This is a genomic window from Streptomyces sp. NPDC051677, assembly GCF_044453465.1.
GTDB lineage: Bacteria > Actinomycetota > Actinomycetes > Streptomycetales > Streptomycetaceae > Streptomyces.
This window is the reverse complement of sequence record NZ_JBITCT010000088.1, coordinates 1-22,025: the sequence shown is the minus strand read 5'-3', so window position 1 is coordinate 22,025 and position 22,025 is coordinate 1. Positions and strand designations below refer to the sequence as shown.

19 protein-coding genes are annotated in these 22,025 nt (G+C 68.9%); 6 read left to right on the top strand and 13 right to left on the bottom strand.

What is annotated here, in order from left to right; translation table 11 throughout:
* Positions 1-90: 90 nt before the first annotated feature.
* Complete coding sequence (locus ACIBAF_RS46775) at positions 91-708, bottom strand: MerR family transcriptional regulator (protein ID WP_399472527.1); 618 nt, start codon at positions 706-708, stop codon at positions 91-93.
* Positions 709-828: 120 nt separating this feature from the next.
* Between ACIBAF_RS46775 and ACIBAF_RS46770 the strand changes: the two genes are divergently transcribed.
* The 5 genes from ACIBAF_RS46770 (at position 829) to ACIBAF_RS46750 (ending at position 7,802) form a co-directional block, all read left to right on the top strand.
* On the top strand, positions 829-1,230 hold the full coding sequence (locus ACIBAF_RS46770) for a DUF3291 domain-containing protein (protein ID WP_399472526.1): 402 nt from the start codon (positions 829-831) through the stop codon (positions 1,228-1,230).
* 28 nt (positions 1,231-1,258) lie between these two features.
* Positions 1,259-2,701 (top strand): MFS transporter, encoded by a 1,443-nt coding sequence (locus ACIBAF_RS46765; RefSeq protein WP_399472524.1) that lies wholly within the window; start codon positions 1,259-1,261, stop codon positions 2,699-2,701.
* A gap of 605 nt (positions 2,702-3,306) precedes the next feature.
* Positions 3,307-4,752 (top strand): glyceraldehyde-3-phosphate dehydrogenase, encoded by a 1,446-nt coding sequence (locus ACIBAF_RS46760; protein WP_399472522.1) that lies wholly within the window; start codon positions 3,307-3,309, stop codon positions 4,750-4,752.
* A 238-nt stretch (positions 4,753-4,990) separates the two neighbouring features.
* A complete protein-coding gene (locus ACIBAF_RS46755) occupies positions 4,991-5,293 on the top strand; it encodes a hypothetical protein (protein ID WP_399472520.1) in 303 nt (100 codons plus the stop codon).
* Positions 5,294-5,405: 112 nt separating this feature from the next.
* The gene (locus ACIBAF_RS46750) at positions 5,406-7,802 is read left to right on the top strand and encodes a SpoIIE family protein phosphatase (RefSeq protein ID WP_399472518.1); all 2,397 of its coding nucleotides are present in this window, start codon (positions 5,406-5,408) and stop codon (positions 7,800-7,802) included.
* A gap of 71 nt (positions 7,803-7,873) precedes the next feature.
* Here ACIBAF_RS46750 and ACIBAF_RS46745 read toward each other — a convergent pair whose 3' ends face one another.
* The 3 genes from ACIBAF_RS46745 to ACIBAF_RS46735 all read right to left on the bottom strand — a co-directional run bounded on the left by ACIBAF_RS46745 (position 7,874) and on the right by ACIBAF_RS46735 (position 11,663).
* The gene (locus ACIBAF_RS46745) at positions 7,874-9,178 is read right to left on the bottom strand and encodes a DUF3533 domain-containing protein (RefSeq protein ID WP_399472529.1); all 1,305 of its coding nucleotides are present in this window, start codon (positions 9,176-9,178) and stop codon (positions 7,874-7,876) included.
* 146 nt (positions 9,179-9,324) lie between these two features.
* On the bottom strand, positions 9,325-10,095 hold the full coding sequence (locus ACIBAF_RS46740) for a maleylpyruvate isomerase N-terminal domain-containing protein (RefSeq protein ID WP_399472515.1): 771 nt from the start codon (positions 10,093-10,095) through the stop codon (positions 9,325-9,327).
* 158 nt (positions 10,096-10,253) lie between these two features.
* The gene (locus tag ACIBAF_RS46735) at positions 10,254-11,663 is read right to left on the bottom strand and encodes an aldehyde dehydrogenase family protein (protein ID WP_399472513.1); all 1,410 of its coding nucleotides are present in this window, start codon (positions 11,661-11,663) and stop codon (positions 10,254-10,256) included.
* 158 nt (positions 11,664-11,821) lie between these two features.
* On the opposite strand from ACIBAF_RS46735, the gene ACIBAF_RS46730 reads away from it, so the two are divergent.
* The gene (locus tag ACIBAF_RS46730; RefSeq protein WP_399472511.1) at positions 11,822-12,445 is read left to right on the top strand and encodes a TetR/AcrR family transcriptional regulator; all 624 of its coding nucleotides are present in this window, start codon (positions 11,822-11,824) and stop codon (positions 12,443-12,445) included.
* 15 nt (positions 12,446-12,460) lie between these two features.
* Here the strand turns inward: ACIBAF_RS46730 and ACIBAF_RS46725 are convergent, their stop codons facing one another.
* From ACIBAF_RS46725 to ACIBAF_RS46685, 9 genes are all read right to left on the bottom strand, one after another.
* Positions 12,461-14,008 carry a class I adenylate-forming enzyme family protein gene (locus ACIBAF_RS46725; protein WP_399472509.1) on the bottom strand — a complete coding sequence of 516 codons (1,548 nt, stop codon included), beginning with the start codon at positions 14,006-14,008 and terminating at the stop codon, positions 12,461-12,463.
* Positions 14,009-14,043: 35 nt separating this feature from the next.
* A complete protein-coding gene (locus ACIBAF_RS46720; RefSeq protein ID WP_399472507.1) occupies positions 14,044-15,627 on the bottom strand; it encodes an acyl--CoA ligase family protein in 1,584 nt (527 codons plus the stop codon).
* Between the two features lie 41 nt (positions 15,628-15,668).
* Positions 15,669-16,358: a winged helix-turn-helix transcriptional regulator gene (locus ACIBAF_RS46715; RefSeq protein WP_399472505.1), complete on the bottom strand. Its 690-nt coding sequence runs from the start codon at positions 16,356-16,358 to the stop codon at positions 15,669-15,671.
* Between the two features lie 76 nt (positions 16,359-16,434).
* Positions 16,435-17,478 carry an LLM class flavin-dependent oxidoreductase gene (locus ACIBAF_RS46710; protein WP_399472503.1) on the bottom strand — a complete coding sequence of 348 codons (1,044 nt, stop codon included), beginning with the start codon at positions 17,476-17,478 and terminating at the stop codon, positions 16,435-16,437.
* Entirely contained in the window at positions 17,475-17,945 is a 471-nt protein-coding gene (locus ACIBAF_RS46705; protein WP_399472501.1) for a PaaI family thioesterase, read from the bottom strand. The genes ACIBAF_RS46710 and ACIBAF_RS46705 overlap by 4 nt, the downstream gene beginning before the upstream one ends.
* Before the next feature lie 9 nt (positions 17,946-17,954).
* The gene (locus ACIBAF_RS46700; RefSeq protein ID WP_399472499.1) at positions 17,955-18,839 is read right to left on the bottom strand and encodes an MBL fold metallo-hydrolase; all 885 of its coding nucleotides are present in this window, start codon (positions 18,837-18,839) and stop codon (positions 17,955-17,957) included.
* 84 nt (positions 18,840-18,923) lie between these two features.
* On the bottom strand, positions 18,924-19,757 hold the full coding sequence (locus tag ACIBAF_RS46695; protein WP_399472497.1) for an alpha/beta fold hydrolase: 834 nt from the start codon (positions 19,755-19,757) through the stop codon (positions 18,924-18,926).
* On the bottom strand, positions 19,754-20,659 hold the full coding sequence (locus tag ACIBAF_RS46690) for an alpha/beta hydrolase (RefSeq protein WP_399472495.1): 906 nt from the start codon (positions 20,657-20,659) through the stop codon (positions 19,754-19,756). Before ACIBAF_RS46690 ends, ACIBAF_RS46695 begins: the two co-directional genes overlap by 4 nt.
* A complete protein-coding gene (locus ACIBAF_RS46685) occupies positions 20,652-21,140 on the bottom strand; it encodes a hypothetical protein (RefSeq protein WP_399472492.1) in 489 nt (162 codons plus the stop codon). Before ACIBAF_RS46685 ends, ACIBAF_RS46690 begins: the two co-directional genes overlap by 8 nt.
* Between the last annotated feature and the right edge of the window lie 885 nt (positions 21,141-22,025).

Genomic DNA, 22,025 nt, shown 5'->3' with positions numbered 1-22,025 from the left:
GACGGAGGAACTCCCACTCCTGATCAGACAGTTCATGGCGACGTATCACACGACCATGATCCACTACTCAAGATCAATTGAAGACACGGCCTAGGGAGCGTGGCGGCGGGCTGATTCGTTTTCCTGGGCCATGCGCCTGAGTGCCAACAGGGCGGGCTCCAGGAGGACGGTCAGCAGCAGGGCGCGCTCGGCGGCCTCCAACGGGTCGTCGAGGCCGGCGAGTTGGTCGAGGTCGAGGACCGCGGTGCGTTCGGCGAGCTGCGCGTACGGCAGAAGGGTCCGCCAGCCGAGCGGGACGCCGAGGGCGCGCAGGGAGCCGAGGGTCTCGGCGAGGGCGGCCCGGGCGGGCGCCGACGCGTGCACGTCCCAGCCCAACTCCTTGACCAGCGCCTCGACTTCGGCAGCCTCCGATGCGTCGTCGGAGGCCGCCTCGCCCACCCGGATGGCGCCCAGGGCGACGCCCAGCAGACGGTGGGTGTCCCCCGTGTGCCCCGCGAGGGCGTCGAGCACCTCCCGGGTGGTGCTGACCGACAGACCGCGTACGCCGGTCAGGGCTCGGATCAGGCGGAGTCGGCGCAGGTGCTGGTCGTCGTACTCGGCCTGGGTGGCGGCCGTCTGGCGGCCGGGCGGGAGCAGGCCCTCGCGGAGGTAGTACTTGATCGTCGTCACGGAGACGCCACTGAGGCGGCTCAACTCGGAGATTCGCATGCGGTTCGGCTCCGGTTCGGTCGTTCGGCCTTGCACTGAAAACTGGATACCTCTACTGTCTAACATAGATAGTAGAGGTATCCAATATTCCCTCGCGCCGCCGGAGAGAAGGCATCAGCCATGCCCACCCTGCGCTGGACCACCGTCAGCACCCCCGCACCCGACACCGAGGCGTTCGTCATGGCGTCCCGACTGGAGGTCCGCTCGCTCAGCGACGTGCCGCGCTTCTTCCTGAAGTCGCTGGCCGCGTGGAAGCAGGTGTCCGGCGCGCCCGGCGCATACGGAGCCTCCCTGATCGCCCAGCCCCTCAAGCGCACCTTCTGGACCCTGTCGGCCTGGGAGGACAAGGACGCGCTCTACACGTACGCGAAAACCGAGCCGCACCGGTCGATCATGAACGGGCTCCGGCCCACGATGAAGGACTCGGTCTTCACGTTCTGGCAGGTCCCCGCCGCGGACCTGCCCATCGACTGGAAGGACGCCCGGCGCCGCCTCGCCGAGCAGGAACGCACCGGTGCCTGAGACCCCACGCCTAGGAGAGTCCCCCGCCATGACGCTGTCCGAAGAAAGCCCGGTCCTCGACGAACCGGCCGCCGCCGCCCCCGAGGCAGGGGGCCGGCGCATACCGCTCTGGCTCGCGATCGTCGCGGCGAGCGTGCCGATGTTCATGGTCGCGCTCGACAACCTCGTCGTCTCCACCGCCCTGCACACCCTGGCCGTGGACCTGGAGGCGAACACCCAGGAACTGCAGTGGTTCGTCAACGCCTACGTGCTGAGCTTCGCCTGCCTTCTCATGACCGGCGCCGCGCTCGGCGACCGGTTCGGGCGGCGGATGGTCTTCGTCGTCGGCATCGCCGTCTTCACGCTGGCCTCCATCGGCTGCGGACTATCCGACACCAGCGCCCAGTTGATCACCTTCCGTACGATCCAGGGCTTCGGCGCGGCGGCCGTGATGCCGCTGTCGCTGACCCTGTTGTCCCAGGCGGTGCCGGACCGGCTGCGCGGGATGGCGCTGGGCGTGTGGTCCGGCGTGAGCGGTCTGGCCGTGGCGATGGGCCCGGTGGTGGGCGGCGCGGTGGTCGACGGTCTGGACTGGCGGTGGATCTTCTGGATCAACGTGCCGGTGTGTGTGATCGCGATCCCGCTGGTGTTGTTCGCCCTGCGGGAGAGCTCGCTGCCCGGCGTCCGGCTCGACCTGGTCGGCATGGTGCTGGCGGCGGCCGGCCTGTGCGCGGTGGTGTGGGCGATCGTGCACGGCGAGCCGGACGGCTGGACCTCGGCGAAGGTGCTGGGCGCGTTCGTGGCGGGCGCGGTGCTGCTGGCCGTGTTCGTCGTGTGGGAGTCACGGGTCCCCGAGCCGATGCTGCCGCTGTCGTTCTACAGGGTGCGGGCCTTCACCCTCACCAACATCGTGTCGGCGACCATGTACTTCGGCGTCTTCGGCTCGCTGTTCCTGCTGGCCCAGTACCTCCAGATCGTGCCGCCGCGCACCCCGCTGGAGGCCGGTGTGCGCACCCTGGCCTGGACGCTGATGCCGATGTTCGTCGCCCCCGTGGCGGGTCTGCTCACCGACAAGGTGGGCGGTGGCCGGCTGATGGCCCTCGGCCTGTTCCTGCAGGGCGTCGGCCTGGGCTGGATCAATCTGGTCGCCGACGTCGACACGGAGTACTCGTCGCTGGTGGGCCCGATGATCGTGGCCGGCATCGGCATGGGCTTCGTGTTCGCGCCGACGGCGGCGGTGGTGCTCGGCTCGGTGGCCAAGAGTCACGCGGGCAAGGCGTCCGGCGCCAACACCACGGTCCGTGAGATCGGCGGCGCGCTCGGGATCGCCGTACTGAGCACGGTGTTCGTCGCGCACGGCAGCACGCAGGGGCCGCAGGCGTTCGTGGACGGGCTGCGTCCGGCGGTGTGGGTGGGCGTCGCGGTGGTGTTCGCCGGTGCACTGTGCGCCCTGGGCATCCCGCGCCGCCAAGAGGCCCCCGAAGAGGTCTGAACGGTGCGGACGACTGCGCAGGAGGGGCGCGAGAGCGTCGTCCGCGCGGCGGTCGCAGGGTTCCGCGCGGACGGGCTTCCACGGCGCCTCCACGGAGGTGCCGGCCCGGCTCGTGGGGGGCGCTGTTCACCGCCGCCGCGCCCTCGCGGAGGCGGCCGAACGGCTGACCGATGGCGAGGCCCTGCACGCGATGGCGCAGGCGTACGCGCGGCTGAGCACGGAGAGCCCCGAGACGCTGGGCATGCGGCTGCGGACCCGTGTCGCCGCGGCGGACGATCCCGCCGCCGGCGAGGGCGGCCCGCACCGACCGGCAGCGGCTGTGGGAGACGGTGCACCTGACGGCGCACCTCCCCCTTCGGGGCCGACGCGAACGGGACCACGGCGTTCCTGGCCTACGGCACGCTTTTCAACTCCCTTGCCGCGATGGGCATTCGGCCCTGACACCCCCCTCCCTCCCCTGACCGGCGGTCGGGGCGGACACCTCTCCATTCCCCCGCCGAGGCGCCCGCCCCGGCCGTCCTGCACACCTGAGCACCGGCCCGCTTGAATGATCGAATAACCCGGGGGTTAGCATATGAGCGCCACCTAGCTCGAAAGATAGGCCCGTGACGCTCAACGACGATTCGTTCACTGACTGGAAGAACCGCGAGGAGATCGCGGAGTCGATGATCCCGATGATCGGGAAGCTGCACCGCGAGCGGGACGTGACGATCCTGCTGCACAGCCGCTCCCTGGTGAACAAGTCGGTGGTCAGCATCCTCAAGACCCACCGGTTCGCCCGGCAGATCGCGGGCGAGGAGCTCTCGGTCACCGAGACGCTGCCCTTCCTCCAGGCCCTTGCCACCCTCGACCTCGGACCGTCGCAGATCGACATCGGCATGCTCGCCGCGACCTACCGGGCCGACGACCGCGGTCTGTCGGTGGTCGACTTCACCGCCGAGGCCGTGGCCGGCGCCACCGGCGCGAACAAGATCGACCGTCGGGAGCCGCGCGACGTCGTGCTCTACGGCTTCGGCCGCATCGGCCGCCTCGTGGCCCGTCTGCTCATCGAGAAGTCCGGCTCCGGCAACGGCCTGCGGCTGCGCGCCGTCGTGGTGCGCGGCGGCGGCGACCAGGACCTGGTGAAGCGCGCCTCGCTGCTGCGCCGCGACTCCGTCCACGGTCAGTTCCAGGGCACGATCACGGTCGACGAGGCCAACAACAAGATCATCGCCAATGGCAACGAGATCACGGTGATCTACGCCGACGACCCGACGGAAGTCGACTACACGGCGTACGGCATCAGCAACGCCATCCTCATCGACAACACCGGCAAGTGGCGCGACCGCGAGGGCCTCTCCAAGCACCTCCGGCCGGGTGTCGACAAGGTGGTGCTCACCGCGCCCGGCAAGGGCGACGTGCCGAACATCGTGCACGGCGTCAACCACGACACCATCAAGCCGGACGAGCAGATCCTGTCCTGCGCGTCCTGCACCACCAACGCGATCGTCCCGCCGCTGAAGGCGATGGCCGACGAGTACGGCGTGCTGCGCGGCCACGTGGAGACCGTCCACTCGTTCACCAACGACCAGAACCTGCTGGACAACTATCACAAGGCGGACCGTCGCGGTCGTTCTGCGCCGCTGAACATGGTCATCACCGAGACCGGCGCCGCGTCGGCCGTCGCCAAGGCGCTGCCCGACCTCAAGGCGCCGATCACCGGCAGCTCGATCCGGGTCCCGGTGCCGGACGTGTCGATCGCGATCCTCAGCCTGCGCCTGGGCCGGGAGACGAGCCGCGACGAGGTCCTCGAGTACCTGCGCGAGGTGTCGCTGACCTCGCCGCTGAAGCGCCAGATCGACTTCACCACGGCGCCGGACGCGGTCTCGATGGACTTCATCGGCTCGCGCCACGCCTCGATCATCGACGCCGGCGCCACCAAGGTCGACGGCGACAACGCGATCCTCTACCTCTGGTACGACAACGAGTTCGGCTACTCCTGCCAGGTCGTCCGCGTCGTCCAGCACGTCTCCGGGGTGGAGTACCCGACGTACCCGGCGACGGCCGTCTGACCACAGGCATAGGATCCGCGGGTCAGTGCGCACTGCAGGTGCGAGATGCGCACTGGATGCACAATTCCGAAAGCAGTGCGCACTGACTCCCGCTCCGTAACTGCTCCTTGTCGATCCTTTGTGATCTTTACAGTAGTCAGGCGATTCCGAAGGCTGTCAGGGGCGTCGTGCGTCGCGGGCGGTGTAGCGGCAGGCTACGAGCCAGACCGTCTGCTCGGCTCACAGACCCACTCAAGCGGTGCCCTTCTTGACCACCGGGCCGATGGCGGTCACGGGTCAGGTGTCGGAGGTGCTGACCGCAATGATCTGGTCCGAGATCAACGACGGCGCCCTCGAGTTCTTGGCCCGGGCGCAGCGCGAGGGACTCCTCGCCCCGGACGCGGATCTTGTATGGGTACGGCGGGTCTACTACGCCCTCGTCGACGAGGCCCTGCACGGGAGCGGCGCGGACCAGGACCCGGACCAGGGTCGAAAGAACGCGGACGTACTTGCCACTCTCATCGTCGACACGCTGCTGCGCGGCGTAGGACTGCAGGGCTGAACCGCACCAGGGCGGGCTGGTGGGCGTAAGGCACCCGTCTCGGCTTGCCCTCGGCCGCTTCTGAGACGATCGTGGACAGTGCCTCGGCACAAGGCAGGAGGGCCGGTGCGCCATGCATCGCACCAGCGGGCCACCCGACCGACACGCACGTCAGCCGGATGGGGCCCACGTCGAAGAGTCCGTCACCATAGCCGTGACGGACGGGAACGGATGTGTGGCCTACTGGAGCCGCGAGGCCCAGGAACTTCTGGGGTACACCCCCGCGGAAATCATCGGCCGCCCTTTGGACCGCCTCTTCTCCGCCGACGGCGCGACGTTCCGGCATCGCGACGGCAGCCTGCTGGATACGAGGGCCCACCTGAGCCCACTGCTCAGCACGACACAGCAACAGCACTTCCTCGTGACAACCGTGCCGTCACCGGGGACGGGGAAGCTGCAGGACCTCATGTGGTGGATGCTGGAGCAGCAGTCCCCGTCCCTCTCGATCTACGACCGTGAGGCGCGGTTGCTGTGGGCGAACGAGGCCACCCGGCGGGCGGTCGGCTTCGTTCAGAGCGAAGTCCGCGGTCGGCGTCCCACAGAGTTCCTCCGAGGTGCGGGGTTCGAGGAGGCGGAGCGGCGGATCCTCCGGGTCGGTGAGACCGGGGAGCCGGAGTACACCGAGCTCTTCGACGCGTTTCCGCGTGAACCCAGAGCACACGCCTGGGCCGTGGACGTCTTCCCTCTCAAGGACGCGAACGGCGGGGTGCACGCGGTGGGTCTGGTGGCGAGCGACTACTCCGAGCAGCACCACAGCCGCGAGCGCATGGCCCTGCTGAGCGAGGCCCGGACGCGCATCGGCGCGAGCCTGGATGTGACGGGCACCAGCCAGGAACTCGTCGACGTGACGGTGACGGTGTCCCGCTTCGCCGACTTCGTCAGCGTCGATCTGCTGGACGACGTCTTCCGTGGTGCGCTCCCCGGCCCCGTCCCCCATGCGGGACCTGTCTCGCTGCGACGGGCGGCGCAGGGGGGCACCGGTCCGCTCCCGCCCGACGCAGTGCTGGGCGTCGGCGCCATCCACACTCATCCGCAGTCGTCTCCCGTCGCCCGTTGCCAGGCCAACGGCCGTCCGGTCCTTGGCGACGCCACGGACCCCGACATCGTTCGGTGGCTTGGCGAGGACCCCGTGCATGCGGCTTATGCCCGCGCCTTCGCGACGCATTCCGTGCTCGCTGTGCCCATCCGGGCGCGCGGCGTGATCCTCGGGGCTGCCCTTTTCCTCAGAGGCTCGGGCTCCCCGGACCCCTTCGGCCCCGATGACCGGACCGTCATCGAGGACCTGGTGGCCAGGGTCGCCGTCTGTCTGGACAACGCCCGTCGGTTCACCCACGAGCGCGGCATCGCGCTGGCCCTCCAGCGATCCCTGCTGCCCCGGGGGCCAACTCTCCACCCTGCCGTCGAGACAGCGTCCCGTTATGTTCCTGCGGGCGGCAGTTCCGGGGTGGGCGGCGACTGGTTCGACGTGATCCCACTCCCCGGCGCGCGCGTCGGCCTCGTCGTCGGCGACGTCGTAGGCCACGGCATCAGCGCCTCAGCCACCATGGGCCGCCTGCGCACAGCGGTGCGCACCCTCGCCGACATCGACCTGGCGCCTGAAGAGCTCCTCACCCACCTCGACGACATCGTGACCCACTCCGGGCCCCCAGGGGACATCGATGACGCCTCCGACCCCTCGGAGTCGGAGATCCCGGGAGACATCGGGGCCACCTGCCTGTACGCCGTCTACGACCCCGTCTCCGGCACCTGCTCGCTGGCCCGCGCCGGTCACCCGGCCCCGATCCTGGTGGGATCGGACGGAACTGCGCGCGTCGTCGACCTGCCTGCCGGCCCTCCCCTCGGACTGGGGAGCCTGCCCTTCGAAGCGGCGGAGTTCACAGTGCCCGAAGGAAGCCTCCTGGCTCTGTTCACCGACGGCCTCATCGAAAGTCGCCGTCACGACCTCGACGAAGGCAACCGCAGGCTGTGCCAGGCACTCGCCCGGCCGGAACCCTCGCTCGAAGCCCTCTGCGACACGGTCCTGGACAGCCAACACCACCCGGCTGACGGCGATGACGTCGCCCTGCTGCTGATCCGAACCCGGACCCTCCGCCCGGAGAGCCTGGTTTCCTGGGACCTGCCCAGCGACCCTGCGATCGTGGCCGAGGCACGCAAACACACCTGCGAGCGTCTCACCGAGTGGGGGCTCGAGGATGCCTCCTTCGTCACAGAACTCGTCGTCAGCGAGCTGGTCACGAACGCCATCCGCTACGGCACCGGCCCGATCCGACTGCGACTCATCAAGGACCGGACACTCACCTGCGAGGTCTCCGACGGCAGCGGTACCAGCCCCCACCTGCGCAGGGCCCGGCTGAGCGACGAGGGCGGCCGCGGACTGCTCCTGGTCGCCCAGCTCACCGAGCGGTGGGGCACTCGCCATACGCGCGCAGGCAAGACCATATGGGCCGAACAGGTCATCCATACCGCCTGAGTCGACGCCCAACCAGCGCGCGACTACGCCCGAGAACGGAAGCTGGCAGCGCTTCCCCGACCGGTAATCGGTCATGCCGCCGGGACCGCGACCCGGGTCGGTTTGCCTTCGCCTGAAGGGATGCGGTGCAGCCCCTTACGGTCGTACCAGCCGGTCACGCCGAAACCGAACAGTGCGGCCAGTGCGAGGCCGACGGCCATCATGGCCCAGCCCCGGGTCAGGCCCGCGTCGCCTTGTGCGCCGTAGTAGAGGATCGAGCGCACGCCGTCGGTGATCTGCCGAAGCGGCTCGAACTCCGCGAGGAAGCGGTAGAAGCCGGGCAGCGCCTCGATCGGCGTGGTGGCGCCTGCCGTCGGCACGGCCATAGCGATGAAGATCAGCGCGACAAGCAGCATGCCTGGCGTGCCGAAGACAGCGAGCAGGGTGAGCGCGCCGATCCCGACGACCGCGATCGCGCATACCGAGTACAGCCACAGCAACGACAGGTGCGAGGCGTCCATGCCCATGAGGCCGACGGCGCCCGTCAGCACCAGGCTGCCCATGAGCAGCGAGAGGCCGACCATGAGGGTGCTGCTGATGGCGAGCGTCTGCACCCGGGTCGCACGGATCACTGGGCGGTCTATGCGAAGTGGCCCCATCTCGTTCTTGGCATAGCCAAGGACCTGGTCCACCTGGCCGCTGATCACGTTGGCGGACAGCATGCCGCAGACCACGAGAACAAGCGCGTAGTAGAACGCCGTCAGGCCGAAGCCGCTGTGCGGGTCCAGTGGATGCCCTTCCTCCACAGTGACGGCTGCCGGGTCGGCCAGCAGGAGACGCGCCGCAGCGGTCAGCTTCGTCTGCTCCGCCGCAGTCTGCGCAGTCAACTCCCTGCCCACCTGGCGTGAGACGTCAGCGGCCGCCCCCGTCGCCGCCGACCGCGCGATGCTGGACCCCAGGCTGCCGGCGGACTGGTTGGTCAACACCGTGAGCTGCGGGCGAACCGGTTTCCCGTCGGCCGCGGTGCTGGTCAGCGCGACGGTGGAGGAGGTGAAGTCACCGGGCACGACGAGCGCTCCGAAGAGCTTGCCCTGGCCGAGTTCCTCCTTCATCTCCTTCTCGTCCATCACCTTCCACTCGATCTTGTCTCCGCCGGCGGTAAAGGTCGTGATCGACCGGGTAGCCTGCGCCCCCAGGTTGACCTGTCTCCCGTCGACGGTCGTCCCCTTGTCGGCGTTGACGAGGCCTACGGGCAGCTTGTGCAGGTGGCCCACCGGATCGACGTTGGCGCCGATATAGAGGACCGCGAACAGCAGGGCCAGGGTGCCCGCGATGGCGCCGTTGACGATCCACAGGCCGCGGGCCCGCAACACGCGGAAGGGATGAAACCCATCCATGACGAACTCCAGTTTCTGCAAAGAGCTACGGGGAGAAGGGCTCGAGAAGCATCGACTCGGATCCATCTCCTCACTCGGCCTCACGGGAGGCTCCCCGCATGGGCCGGCTCCCGAGCCTGATCAACTGCCGGGTCAGGGGCAGACGCTCACACCACCCTCACGAAGTCCAGGAACCGGGCGGAGTAGTCGGCGTCGCCGGAGATCCGCAGGTCCCGATGGCGCCAGTCGGCGCGGTGGGTGGACCATTCCGGGAAATCGACGGCCCGTCCGGTGATCGTGGCGGTCGGCTTGTCCGACGGTCCGGCCTTCACCACGGCGCCCGGGCCCACGGTCCAGACGCCCCCGCCCGGCCCCTCCAGCTCGATCGTGACGGGACGGTCGAACCACTCCGGCCGCGCCGACTTCAGCTGGTTCCTCAGGACGGCGAACATCCACTCCAGCACCACGGCCATCCGGTTCGCGTCGGCGCCCGGAACCGGCCGTCCCAGCGCGGGAGCGATGTCGTGGCGCAGGTGGGTGTGATGGTCGAACGTCATCGCGCCGGCGATCATCATCCCGCCCGGGTACCAGCCGAGTTCGGCCATCGGCAGACGCATCCAGTCGAGGGGCAGCCGGGCGGCCACGCCGATCATCCGGCTCCAGCGTTCGTACTCGGCGAGCGTCCGTGAAACGGGCTGGCCGCGGCGCTGGTCGACGAACAGGTCGTTGGTTCGCTCGAGGTCCCTCATGCGCATCATGGTCACTACGGAGGGCGTGAAGAACGAGCGGCACGTGGCGGCGACGTGCGCCACCACATCCTGCACGCTCCACCCGGCCGCAGCGCTCGCCGCCCTCCATTCCTTCTCGTCCAGTTCGCCGCAGAAGCGCAGCCACTCGGCGCGCTCCAGGCGGAAGGCTTCCGCACGGTCAGGTCGCATCGGTGATCCTTTCGCCGGCCCTCGGGCCCGCTCCCGCGAGAGCGGGGCCCGCCGTGTTCCGCGGTGTCGGCCGGCCGGTGGTTTCGTTTACGTGGTGGATGTGAGGCTCAAGGCCTCGTGCAGTCCTGGACGGCATCGCGACTCGTCGCCCGCCCGGCTCACATGATCCGTCGCAGTATGCGGTCCTTGCGGCGGGTGTAGGGCGGATAGGTCACGCGCAGCGTGTCGGGCTGCAGCGGCTTGTCCAGAACGGACTTGGTGTGGCTGAAGGTGTCCAGGGAGTGCGAGCCGTGGTAGCGGCCCATGCCGCTCTCGCCGACGCCCCCGAAGGGCAGTCCCGGCACGGCGAGCTGGGCGGTCGGGACACCGAAGGCCAGGCCGCCGGAGGAGGTCTCCGCGATCAGCCGCCGCTTGGAGTCCTTGGACGCGGTGAAGGCGTACAGGGCCAGCGGCTTGTCGCGCCCGGTGATGAAGGCGATCGCGGCGTCCAGGTCGGGGACGCGGACGATGGGCAGGATGGGACCGAAGATCTCCTCGCGCATCACTGCCGAGTCTGGGTCGACGTCGGCCAGGACGGTGGGGGCGATGTAGCGGGCGCCGCGGTCGTGGTCGCCGCCGACGACGGTCCGACCGTCGGTCAGCAGGCCGGCCAGCCGGTCGAAGTGGCGCTCGTTGATGATGTTGCCGTAGTCGGGACTGCGGGCCGGATCGGGGCCGTACATCTCGCGGATCGCATCGGTCAGGTGCGCCTCCATCTCGACGCCCGCCTGGCCTATGGCGAGTACGTAGTCAGGTGCGACGCAGGTCTGACCCGCGTTCATGAACTTGCCCCAGGCGATGCGGCGGGCGGCCGTCGCGAGGTCGGCGCCGGGTTCGACCAGGGCGGGGCTCTTGCCGCCCAGCTCCAGGGTGACCGGGGTGAGGTGGCGGGCCGCGGCGGCCATGACGATGCGCCCGACCGTGCCGTTGCCGGTGTAGAAGATGTGGTCGAAGCGCTGGTCCAGCAGGGCGGTCGTCTCCGGCACGCCTCCCTCGACGACGGCCACGGCCTGCGGGTCCAGGACCCGGGGCAGCCAGTGGGCGAGCACGGCCGAGGTCGCCGGGGCGACCTCGCTGGGCTTGAGGACGACGCAGTTCCCGGCGGCCAGCGCACCGATCAGAGGGGCCAGGGCCAGGTTGAGCGGATAGTTCCAGGGAGCGATGATCAGCACCGTGCCCAGCGGCTCGCGTACCGTCGAGGCGCGGGCCGGCATGAGTGACAGCGGCACGGAGACCCTGCTCGGGCGCAGCCACCGGTCGAGGTGGCGCAGGGTGTGGTCGATCTCCGCGACGAGGAAGCCGATCTCCATGACGTACGACTCGGTCGCGCTCTTGCCGAGGTCGGTGTGCAGCGCCTGCTCGAAGACCTCCTGGTGCTCGGTCAGCAGAGTGCGCAGCGCTCGCAGCTGCTGCTTCCGCCAGGCCAGGGGCTTGGTGTGACCGGTCTGGAAGGTGGCACGCAGCCGGGTCACGGTTTCCGTCGCGTGATCTGCCGTGGGGTCGACGTTCACATAGGTGTCTTGGCTCATGTGGACGAGCATATACGAAACGAAGCCACTTCGTTTTTTAAGTGTAAGCTTTGCTGTGTGACCTCTCCCACGCATCCCGAACCCGTCGAGCCGCTGCCCGACCACGTCTTCCGGCGCATCGGCGCCGACGCCTCCCGCAGGGCCGCGGGAGCAGGCCGATGACCGGGGCGCCGGCGCGCCGGGGGCGCCCTCGCGACGCCACCCGGGACCGTGCGCTGCTGGACGCGACGCTGGCCGTCCTGGGCGAGAGCGGCTACGGCGGGCTGACCACCGCCGCCGTGGCCGCCCGCGCCGGAGTGTCCACCGCCACCCTCTACCGCCGCTGGCCCTCCAAGGAGCTCCTGGTCGTCGCCGCCGCCGCGGCCTACGCCCAGGAACTCACGGCGGCCACGGAGACCGGCACCCTCGAAGGGGACCTGCGCGCTCTGCTCCGGGACAAGGCCGCCTCCATGACCGGGAAGGAGGGAGGGGTGCTGCGGTCCCTGATCGCCGAGGCCGCGCACAACGTGCCTCTGGCCGAGGCGCTCACCAGCAGCTTCGTGACGCCCGTGCGCCAACTTGCGGTGGAGATCGTGCACCGCGCGGTGGCCCGGGGTGAGATCTCACCTGTCGAAAACTCCGACCTCCTCGGCGACCTGGTGATCGGCCCCATGATGAGCAGGTTCTTCCTCACCCCGCTGATGCCGGACGAGGTGGACGCGGCACACGCCGCAGAGACGGCCGACCGTCTGCTGCCCTTCCTCCTGCGCGCCGTCGGCGGCACAGAGCACCGGCGCGCGTGATCCGCACCAAGCGCGTCAGGCGTCAGCTGTCGCCGCGGCGTGTGCCGCCCGCACCGCGATCTTGTCGATCTTGCCTACCGCGTTCTTGGGGATGGCCTCCTCGACGAAGTAGGAGATCGGCCGCTTGTAGCCGCTGAGACTGCGCGCACAGAGCGCCTCCAGCACTGCCGGATCGACCGTCCGACCGGGTCGCGGCTGCACGTAGGCGACGACGACCTCTCCCCACTTCTCGTCGGGTACACCGATCACGGCCACCTCGAGGACGGACGGATCGCCGGCCAGGACGTCCTCGATCTCCTTGGGATAGATGTTCTCCCCGCCGCGGATGATGATGTCCTTCGACCGCCCGACCAGGGTCAGATACCCATCGGCGTCGAGGTGGCCGACATCACCGGTGTGCAGCCACCCGTCGACGACGGTCCGGGCTGTTTCGTCCGGGCGGCCCAGATAGCCGCGCATGATGTTGGCGCCCCGGACGAGGATCTCACCGTTCTCTCCCGGTCCCTGCGCGGTGCCGCTCTCATCGACGACGCGAATCTCCTGCCTCGGGAAGGGAAGCCCCACCGTCCCGGCACGTCGGGGGCCGGCGATGGGGTTGACGGTGCAGGCACAGGTGGTCTCGGACAGCCCATATCCCTCTATGAGCGGGAACCCGTACCGGGCCTCGAACCGAATCAGCAGTTCAGCGGCGGCGGGTGCCGAGCCACAGATACCGAACCGCACGGACGAGGTGTCGGGCCGCACGGCGTCCGGCAGGGCCGCGAGCATGTTGTAGATGGTGGGAACGGCGCTGAAGAAGGTGGGGCGCACGCGCTCGACGACGTCGAAGAAGGTGTGGGGGTCGAACCGGTCCGCGATGACCACGCCGGCGCCCGCAAGCAGCGGCGTGAGCACGCCGACCACGACGCCGTTGACGTGGAAGAGGGGCAGGATCAGCAGGCTCCGATCGGCCGGCCCCAACTCGAGTGCCGTGCGCGCCATGTCGGTCATGGCGTCGATGTTGGCGTGGTCGAGCATCACGCCCTTCGGAACCCCGGTCGTGCCGCTGGTGTAGATGAGCAAGGCCAGTGCGGACGGGTCCGGATCTACCGCGCGGTCTCTCTTCGCGCTCTCTTCGCGCAGGTCGGCGACGGCGAGCGTGGTGATGCCGCCTACAGCGGTCGTGCCGTCCTCGACCACGACCAGGCGTGCGCCGGAGTCCTTCAGCTGTCGCCCGACCTCGGCGTCGTTCAGCTTCGGATTGACCGGCGTGACCGTGGCACCGAGCCGCCAGGACGCGAACACCAGGATCACGAACTCGACGCGGTTCGTCAGCTTGAGGGCCACGACGTCACCGGACCCGATCCCAAGGTCCTGGAGGTGGCGTGCTGCCCCTCGGACACGGTGCAGGAACTGAGTGTTGGTCAGCGACTGACGCCCGTCGGAGACCGAATGTCCGTCAGGGTCGAGTTCGGCGCGGCGGTCGGGCAACGAAGCGAAATTCATGGCGAAATACCTGTCCTGGGTGAAGTGCCATCCGGTCAAGGAGCCGAAGTGGCCGGCGTCGTATGTGGGCTGCGGCATGCCGGGACGGAAGCAGCCGTCCCGTGCTGTCTGCTTCAGAAGCTTCGGTCGTCGGAGGCGACCCGCTCGCCTTCACGGAGCAGGTACTTCTGGATCTTCCCGGTGGAGGTGCGGGGCAGTTCCCCGAAGACGACCCGCTTGGGCGCCTTGAATCGCGCGATGCGGGATTTGACGTGGTCGACGATGTCCTGCTCGGTGGCGAGTGCATCCGGCCGCAGCACGACATACGCGACCGGCACCTCACCCCAACGTTCGTCCGGGGCGCCGACGACGGCGGCCTCGAGGACCGCCGGGTGGCTGGCGATGGCCTGCTCGACCTCGATCGAGGTGATGTTCTCTCCGCCGGAGATGATGACGTCCTTGCTGCGGTCCCTCAGCTCGATGTACCCGTCGGGGTGACGTACGCCGAGGTCGCCGGTGCGGAACCAACCGTCCGGTGCGGCCGCGGCGGTCGCGGCGTCGTCCTTGAAGTAGCCCAGCATGAGGTTGTTGCCACGCAGTCGGATCTCACCGATCGTGGTGCCGTCCGCGGGGACGTCCCTCTCACCGGCGACCACCCGGGCGGTGAGGCCGATGACGTTGGCCACGCCCTGCCGGGCGCGGAGTCTGGACTGCTCCGCGGCGTCGAGGCTGTTCCATTCGGGGTGCCAGTCGCACAACACCGCAGGCCCGAACGTCTCCGTCAGTCCGTACAGGTGGGTGACGTCGAAACGCAGTGCTTCCGCGGCGGCGAGCAGGGTGGGGCTCGGTGGCGCTCCGCCGGTGAGGAAGCGGATGACGCCGTCCGGGACGCGGGCGGCCTCCGGGGCGTTCACCACCATGGAGAGCACGGCGGGGGCACCGCACAGGTGGGTGACGTGTTCACTCTGGATGTGCCGCCAGATCTCGGAGGCCTCCACTTTGGGCAGACATACGTGGGTGCCGCCGACTGCGGTGACCGCCCAAGGGAAGGACCAGCCGTTGCAGTGGAACATCGGCAGGGTCCACAAGTACGCCGAGGATGCGCTCAGTTGGGTGTGTGTGACCATCGCGAGAGCCTGGAGGTAGGCGCCGCGGTGGTGGTACATGACGCCCTTGGGGCGGCCGGTCGTTCCGGAGGTGTAGTTGAGGGACAGCAGCGCTCGCTCGTCGGACAGGAGAACGGCCGTGGGCACAGCCGCCGCGAGGAGTCGTTCGTAGGCGCCGTCGTCGCCCGGGCCCGCGCGCACGATCACGGGCGGGTCGGGCATACCCGCGATCGCCGCGGCCACGAGTTCGTCGAACTGCGGGTCCAGCAGGAGCACCGCGCTCTCCGAGTGCTCGAGGATGTAGCGCACCTCGGGGGCGGAGAGGCGGGTGTTGATCGTGAGCAGGGGCGCACCGGCCCACGGGACGCCGTAGTGCGCCTCGAGCATGACGTGCGTGTTGGGTGCCAGTACGGCGACCGGGCGGCCGTTCGCCAACGGGGCCAGGACGCCGGCGAGCCGGCGGCACCGGTCGCGCAACTCGGCGTAGGTGAAGCGCCGGCCTCCGTCGATCACAGCCGTGCGCTCGGGAAACACCGCAGCGGACCGGTCCAGGAACGAGACAGGACTCAACGGCTCGAATGATAGGGCGGGTGTCGCCGGGTGAAAGCTCATGCATCGCTCCTTCACACTCCGGCGACAAGGGCGCTCGCGCGCTAGACCCCTAGGTACACCGGATAATCGATCTCTGTACCGGACATCAGGTCGAAGGCACGCTCGACCAGTTCTTGCGACCCGACGGCCACCTGCAGATCTCCCGACTGGACAGCGTCGACCGCCCGCGTGCCGCCGAGAATCAGTTTGAGGAAGGTCCGCGCCCGGCAGGCGACCTCAAGGTCGGGACGAACGGGTGCGCGACCGCTCCTTGTCCGCATCCGGCCATCGGCGATCTCGACATGAAACGTCTCTCTGCCCACGTGCATCTCGTAGATCTCCTTGAGACCGACGAGCTTGTCCGGCGCGACAACGCTGGACACGCTGAGGGCGATGAGATCCACTCGGGTGGTCTTCGGGTCGATGTCCGGAGACGGCGGGAGGCCCAGGCCCCACCGGCCGAGAGAGGTGAGCGGCTCCCGAAGCCCCTCACCTCTCTCGGTGAGCTCGTACACGGCCACTCCTGCGGGAGGCGGCAGGGTGGTCCGCTGAACGACCCCGGCGTCTTCCAGGCCGCGCAGCCGCGTGGTCAGCCGATTCGGTCCGAGGGCCGGGAGTATGTCGACGAGATCCTTGAAACGCTTGGGTCCGAGCAACAGCTCGCGCACGATCAACAGGGTCCAACGCTCACCGAGAACGTCCATGGAACGGGCGAGCGGGCACATCTGGCCGTATGTCCTTGCGGTTGTCATGCTTCCACTGTACGGCTTGGCAACTCTTCGCTATAGGACTTGTACACCGACGCCTAGCCTGACTCGCACGTGGCCATCATCGCCGTATGCCCACTGCGTCGGCGAAGGCTTCGAGCTCACGGCGGATGTCGCCGGCGGGTTGGTACATGATCTCGGTGACGCCGTTCGCCGCCAGGTCATGGACCTTGGCCAGGACGTCGCCGGCTGTGCCGGTGAGGGTGACGTGCTCGACCAGCGTGTGGGCGCCGGCGTTCCAGGCAGCGGTATCGGCGTCGTTCAGGTGCAGCAGGTGCCCGTTGTGCACCGCGAGGTGGCGCCGGTCCTCCGGTGTCTCCTGGATCACGGCCAGCCACTCCGGTCCTCCGGGCAGCGCCTTGACGGCTTCCTCGCCGCCGAGTTCGTAGGAGACGTGGAACACCTGCGCCAGTCCGGGTCCTGCGGCCGCGCGCAGTCTCTCACTGTTGAGGGGTTCCCCGTCTTCCAGCACCGACCCAAGGGTCAGGTAGGAGACTTTCTCAAAGTCTCTGGCCTGGTCGGGGACGCCGCCGACGACGAACAGACCGTCCCCGAGTGACGCAGTGATCTCCATTCCCTTGGGGCCGATCGCTCCGATGTAGACAGGGATGGTGTCCAGAGTGCTCGGGAGCGATTCGGCGGTGTGCAGCATGCGGAGCCGGCCCCCCTCCCACTCGACCGTTTCGCCACGGAGGAGCGCGCGGAACGTCTTGACGTAGCGGGACAGGTACGCCCAGGAGACGGGCTGTTGCCCCATCGCCCGACGGCTGGTGTAGCCGGTGCCGAAGGCCACGGCGACCCGCCCGGGTGCCAGGCTTTCGAGGGCCGCGGCCCCACTGGCGTTGACCATCGGGTGGCGCAGCGCCGGTACGAGAACGCCGGGCCCGAGCCCGATGCGATGGGTGCGCTCGGCGGCCAGCGCCAGGCACATCCACACGTCCGGGCTCTGCTGCGGTGTGTCGTACAGCCACGCACGCCGGTAGCCGAGTTCTTCGGCGATGCGGATGTGCTCCGGAGTTTCCAGCGTGGTCGCGAACGCTGCTGATACGTCAAGGCCCGCCGGAATCCGGCCGAAGGCGGCGAAGGCAGAAGAATTCGTTGTCATGAGTGCTGCCCCAAGGTGTTCGGGAGTTCTGCGGCCGGGACATTGGCCAGCCGCACCTGTCCGCGGGCGATGAGCTTGCCGGTCTCGGCGCTGGTGACGGCCACCTGCCACAGTTGCTGGCTGCGCCCCTGCTGGATCGCTTCGGCCAGCACCTCGACCGTCCCGGCGGTGATCGGCCGGAGGAAGTCCGTACTGTTGGCCACTCCTACGGCGACCTGGTCGCGATCAGCCACCGCCGCCGACGCACCGACGGTGGCGGCGGATTCCACGGCGGCCGTGTAGACCCCGCCGTGCACCACTCCCCAGGGTGTGTGGTGTTCGGCGCCCAGCAGCATCTCGCCCCGCACCCGTTTCTCCGTGACCTCGGTGAAGCGCAGCCCGACGGCCTCCACGAACGCGCTGCGGAACACGTCGAAGCCTGACGAGGGCGCTCCGACCCGGCCGGTTGGCTCATTGGGCTGTGTCACCGGCCGCCCCTATTCGCTCGCCTGATTGGCATCGCCTGCGGTCACCGCGGGCAAGGGAACTCCGAGGAGGCCGTGCGCGCCGTACCAGACAGGGCCGATGTTGAGCCGGTCGGAATAGCGGGCGGTGATCTCGTCGAAGAACTGCTGCGGGGTGGGCTTCTCGGCGAGCAGGCGCTGCGCGTCGCGCAGGTACTGGCGGGTCTCGTCGATGATGGCCGGATCGTCGGGCAGGTCACGATTCTTGTGCCCGGCGACCACGGAACGGGGGTTGAGCGAGTCGAGGACGTCGAGCGCCGCCAGCCATGACTCAAAGCCGCCGCCAGGGGTCTCCAGCAGCATCTGGTGTACGCCGTTGTAGACGACGTCGCCTCCGACGATCAGGCCGATCGAGGGGACGTGCAGCACGGTCGTGTCGTCGGTGTCGGTGTGGCCGACCTCGACCGCCTCGATCCGGTGCCCCTCCAACGTGAACCCGTCCGCGGGGACCGGCCGGTAGACGAGCGGGGAGTCGGGAATGAGGCCGGGGAAGTCCGCGTCCCAGAACGGCTCGCGCCCTTGGACGTTGCGCCGCATGATCTCGATGGTGCCCTCGGTGGCGTACGGAATGGCTCCGGGGAACCGCTTCAGCAGTTCGCCGGTGCCGAACCAGTGGTCGCCGTGCCCATGCGTGGCGTAGATGTACGCCAGGCGCTTGCCCGAGCGCTCGACCCAGTCGCCGACCTGCTGTGTCTGTTCGCGGGTGAACGGCGGGTCGACCAGCACGGCCTCCCGCTCCCCGAGGATCAGCGTCGAGGCCAGCGGAGACGACACGATCGGACCGCCGTCGGGCAGCCTCTCGGACCGCGCTCGCGGGACCCCGTCGCTGACGTATACGTCGTATGTCAGTTCAGCCATGCTTGGTGTGTTCCTTTCGATGCCCCCGTGAGGCGCTGTGTCGTGTTGCCGGACTCACGGCCGACGCGAGACTGCTCGAAGGCGCTATCCGAGCGGTGCGAGGAATTCCCTGATCAGAGTGGCCACCTTGGTGGGCTCCTCACAGGGAGACAGGTGGGCGACGCGCGGCAGCACCTCGAGTCGGGCGCCGACGATGCGGTGAACCAGATCGTCGGAATGGGGAGCCTGCGGCAACGCCTTGTCCTCGGCGCCGGCGATCACCAGGGTGGGGACGGTGATCCGGTGCAGCACATCGACCACGTCACTGCGGTCGCCCAACACCGACCGCGCGGCACGGGCCAGCCCTGCGGTGTCGAGGTGGTTCACCCTTTCCACGAACTTGGAAACGAAGGCGCTGTTGTGGCGGCGGGTGTAGTCGCTGAGCATCCCGGCCGCGACCAGCCGGCCCACGCCACCCGGAACTCCGGTCCGGATGAGAAGGGCGGTCATGCGGACTCTGAGGCGTTCGGACAAGCCCACACCGCGGGCGCTGGTGTTGGACAGGACCAGGGCGGTCACACGCTGCGGCGCGATGAGAGCGACCCGCAGGGCCACAAAACCACCCCACGACAGTCCGACAAGGGCAGCCCGGTCGACGGCTGCGTCGTCGAGCACCTGAAGCGCGGCCTCACCGCACTCCTCCATGGTGAACCGCCGCGTTGCCGGGGCGCTGCCGCCCGTGCCGGGAGGGTCGACCAGCAGCGTCCGCCACCCGAGCTCGTGCAGGTCTGCCAGATGCGTGCCCCAACAGGTCTTGCCGTCGCTGAACAAGCTCGGCCACAGCAGGGCCACGGGGCCGTCGGCGGGACCGGCATCCTGCACGCGGAGCGGGCCCAGCGTGGTCGACACGGTGAGAACGCGAGTGGATGGTGTCGTCATAGCTGACGCTCCCACCAGTCCAGGGCGGCCCGGCTGCCGGGCTCGTAGCCGTCGAAGTAGATGCCGTAGTGGTCGATGCCGGGAATGACCTGGTAGTCGACGACACCACCGGGAGTGTTCTTGATGATCTCCGCCGCGCGGGCCCCGTTGTCGGCGATGGGGAACATCTCCTCGTCGCCGGCGTCGATGATCAGGGTGGGAGCCCGCAGCCGGTCGACCTGGGCGAGCGGGTTGAAGTGCGCCAGCTTCGCCAGGTACGGAGTACCCGCCATGTTCGGCCACGGATCGACGCCCTGGGGAATCGGGTCCGTGTCGCCGCGGGCGGTGTCGATGGCACGTTTGCGGGCGAGTTGCGCGACGGGTCCGCTCAGTGGGGCGATGGCGGCCACCTGCACGGCCAGTGCCTTGACGCGGGGGTCGCCTGCGGCCAGATGTACGGCGATGCCTCCGCCGAAGCTGGTGCCCCACAGTCCGATGCGGGCGGGGTCGACGTTGGGCTCGCCTTCGATGTAGTCCAGCGCCGCGCGCAGGTTCGCCGTCCAGGCGAACGGATCCACGAGGTCACGGATGAACCGCACTTGGGCGTGAGCCTGGTTGCCGTCATCGAGGTCGGGGGCGTCGCCGACCAGTTGCAGCGGGGAGCCCGAATCGAACCAGCTGCCTTGTGTGAAGGTCAGGGTGATCATGCCGGCGGATGCGAACAGGGCCGCGTAGCGTTCCGCGGTGAGTTTGCTGCCGCCCCAGCCGTGAGACAGCACGACGGCGGGCAGAGCGGCGTCGGTGGCGACGGCCGTCGGTCGGTACAGGTCCGCGTCGAGCGCGATGCCGTCGCTCCACACGGTGACTTTCTGACGGCCCACGCCGTCGGGCATGACCAGCGGCGGATAGACCTTCTCAGCCACGACTCGCCTCTTCCAGAGCCGATTCGACGGGCCAGATCTCAGCGAGGCTGTCCTTGTCGGTCGCCGCCGAGTGGATGCCGACCACGCGCCAGCCCTTGTCGGACTTGGCGATGCTGAACTGCACCGCCCAGCGCTGGATCTCGCTCTCGTCGGCACGGCGCCGCGACCAGATCACCTCGATCGCGGCACCGACGGTGTTGTAGACGATCACACGCCGATCGGGCACCGCGGTGTGGCTGTATCCCGCCTCCCGCAGAGGCGCGTAGTTCATGTCCAGGAAGGCGAGCACGCTCGCATCGTCGAGGCACCAGAACGACTGTTCCAGCCCCGTGACGTGCAACGGAGTGCCCCAGTAGTCGTGAATGAACTCGGGTCCCTCGCCGGACGTGCCCGCGGCCACGGCGATCCAGCGCGGCAGATAGTCCTCAAAGAACCATTCCGTCACCTCGGCGCGGGTGGCGGCGAGTGGATTGTCAGACATGTCGGCAGATTCCTTTCGGGAAGGACCGCAGCAGTCGGTGGCCTTGCGCGGGTCGCATGGGCAGCCACTGCGGCCGGCTTGGGCTCGACCGCGGAGGCCAACTCCTCAGCAGTTGCGCTCCGCTTCGGCGACACGGCCCATGGAGTCACGAGCACTCTCTGAACCGGTGGCCGCGCACGGCACCGGCAACCAGGGAATACCGTCCACCGAGTGGCCCCTTCGCCGTATCGAGGGACGTTAGCAGCGACTATAAGGAATGTATAGCGCTGGGCGCGCGCTCAGTAATCCTTGACCGCGACAGTCGTCTACAGATGCGGCGTTGCCGCAGAGCAGACGAAAAGGCGCTCTGGCGTCAGAGGTAGGCGCCATGACACCCGAGCGCATGGTCGACACAGCCCACCGGCGTGGGCAGTCCGTTAAAGGACTCCACCCCGGGTCAGGTCGCCGCCCGCCGACGAACCGAACCGGGCTGCCAGGTCAGAGTGGCTTCGTCCAGCACAGGGCGCCTGCGGCAGACCTCGGCTGGCCACGCCGGCAGGCACTTCACCAGAAGGGCGGCCCCACGACTGGAGCACTAGGGCGTGTTTCGAAAGTCCCGCCTGCCCGGCGACGCCTGGCACGCACTCCCCCAGAGGGGGACCCCCAGCCGCGTTGTCGCGATCGCCCCGATACAACCAGTATCGGGGCGACCCTCCGCCTTGCGATCGCACGCTCGACTGCGCTCGCGCGGGGGACCCCCATGACGCCGCCGGGCCTGCCCTTCGGGCAGACGACGCTACTTTCGAAACAGGCCCTAGAAGACCGATGAAGATCTTGGTGGGGGGCTGTCTGGCCGGAGGCCGGATGGTCCCTCTTCGTTATGTGGTGACTGGGGCGAGGTGCCAC